Below are 1,997 nucleotides of genomic sequence, written 5' to 3' on the forward strand. Positions count from 1 at the left end.
ATGTCGGGCAGGGGCGGGCCCTCGCTGAGCGCGGGCACGGCGTCCGCGTCGGCCGTGGCCGGCAGACGCGACGTACCGGAGTGCCGCGCGGAGGAACTGCCGACGTACACCCGGCCGATCTCCTGGGGGATCTCCTCCAGGGCGACACTCGCGGAGCGCACGCCCGGCAGGGCGGCCAGGTCGCGCTCCCACTGCCCGGCCGACTCGGCGTCGACGACGGGCAGTTGCGCCAGGGCGGCGGTGTCGACCGTGCCGTCGGCGTTCCTCGGCAGGTCGGAGACCGCGGTCACCCGCAGGGCCGCCGCCCCGGCCGGCTGCCCGAGCGCCTTCGCGGCCTGCTCGACGGCGGCGGCCCGGGTGGGTACGGCCAGCACGGTCGGCCCGCCGTTCTCGGTGGCCGGCAGGGTCGCGACGTCGCGGATGCCGCCCAGGGCGAGGAGTTCGCGCTCCAGCGGGCCCGCGGCGAACGGCTCGTGCGCCGCCGGACCGGCCGCGGACCGCGGCTCGGGGGCGGGGAGGGCGCCGATGCGCAGCCCGGGATCGGCGGCGACGGCGGTCAGCAGCGCGTGCAGGGCACCCGCCAGCCGCTTCACGGTCTCCCGGTCGAAGAGATCGGCGCTGTACTCGATGTGGCAGGCCAGGCCGTCGGGGGTCCCGTCGGCGGTGTGGCGCTCCAGGACGTCGACGAAGAGGTCGAACTTGGCGGTGCCGGTCGCGCGGGGCTCCAGCGGTGCCTCGTTGCCGCCCAGGCGCAGAAGGGCCTCGGTGTTGTTCTGCAGGGCCAGCATCACCTGGAACAGCGGGTGCCGTGCGGCCTCGCGCGCCGGGTTGAGCACCTCCACCAGGCGGTCGAAGGGCAGGTCCTGGTGGTCGTAGGCGGCCAGGTCGAAGGCCCGGACGCGGGCCAGGAGCTCGCGGAACTCCGGGTCGCCGGAGGTGTCGGTGCGCAGGACCAGGGAGTTGGCGAGGAGCCCGATCATGTCGTCGAGGGCCTCGTCGGCGCGCCCGGCCACGGGGGTGCCGACGAGGATGTCGGTGCCGGCGCCGCAGCGGGTGAGCAGGGCGGCCAGAGCGCTCTGCAACACCATGAACAGGCTCGCGCCACCGTCGTCGGCGAGGCGCAGCAGGTCCTGGTGGAGCCCCGCGCCGACCTCTAGGGCCAGCCCGCCGCCACGGCGGCTGGGCACCTTCGGGCGGGGCCGGTCGGCCGGGAGCGCGAGCTCCTCGGGCAGCCCGTCGAGAGCCGCCCGCCAGAACGCGGCCTGACGGCCGATCGGGCTCTGCGCGTCGGACTCGGCCGCGAGCAGTTCGCGCTGCCACAGGGCGTAGTCGGCGTACTGGACGGTGAGGGCCTCCCACCGGGGTGCGTGGCCTTCAAGGCGGGCGGCGTAGGCGGTGGAGAGGTCGTCGGCGAGCGGGCGCAGGGACCAGCCGTCGGCGGCGCTGTGGTGGACGACGAGGACCAGGGTCCGGGCGCCGGACGGGTTCCCGTACAGGCCGGCCCACAGCGGAACGTCCCGCGTCAGGTCGAAGCCGTGGCGCAGGGCCGCGGCGACGTGCGCCTCGACCTCCTCCGCCGGGCAGTCGACGACCTGGAGGGCGGGCCGGACGGTGCCGGGCGCCCGGACGTCCTGGTGCGGTGCGCCGTCGGTCTGCGGGAGCAGGGTGCGCAGGCTCTCGTGCCGGTCGGTGACGTCGGCCAGGGCGGCCCGCAGCGCGTCGTGGTCGACCCCCTGGTCCAGGCGTACGACCAGCGGGATGTTGTACGTCGCGGCCGAGGTGTCGAGCTGGTTGAGGAACCACATGCTCTGCTGGGCTGACGAGAGCGGGAGCCGCTCGGGCCGCTCGGCGGGGGCCACCGGGACGAGGGCCGGGCGGCCGTCGGCGCCCTCACCGGCCTCGGGCAGGTGTGCGGCTATGGCGGCGGGGGTGGGGGTGGTGAAGAGGGTGGCCATGGCGATTTCGGTGCCGGTGGCGGTGCGCAGGCGGGTGCGGAG

General features: G+C 76.1%; 1 protein-coding gene. It reads right to left on the bottom strand.

Annotated elements, in window-relative coordinates:
* A partial coding sequence (locus tag ABZ951_RS33800; protein WP_361281785.1) for a condensation domain-containing protein occupies positions 1-1,997 on the bottom strand: 1,997 nt, incomplete at both ends.

It is taken from the genome of Streptomyces sp. NPDC046215 (genome assembly GCF_040646215.1).
Lineage (GTDB): Bacteria > Actinomycetota > Actinomycetes > Streptomycetales > Streptomycetaceae > Streptomyces > Streptomyces stramineus.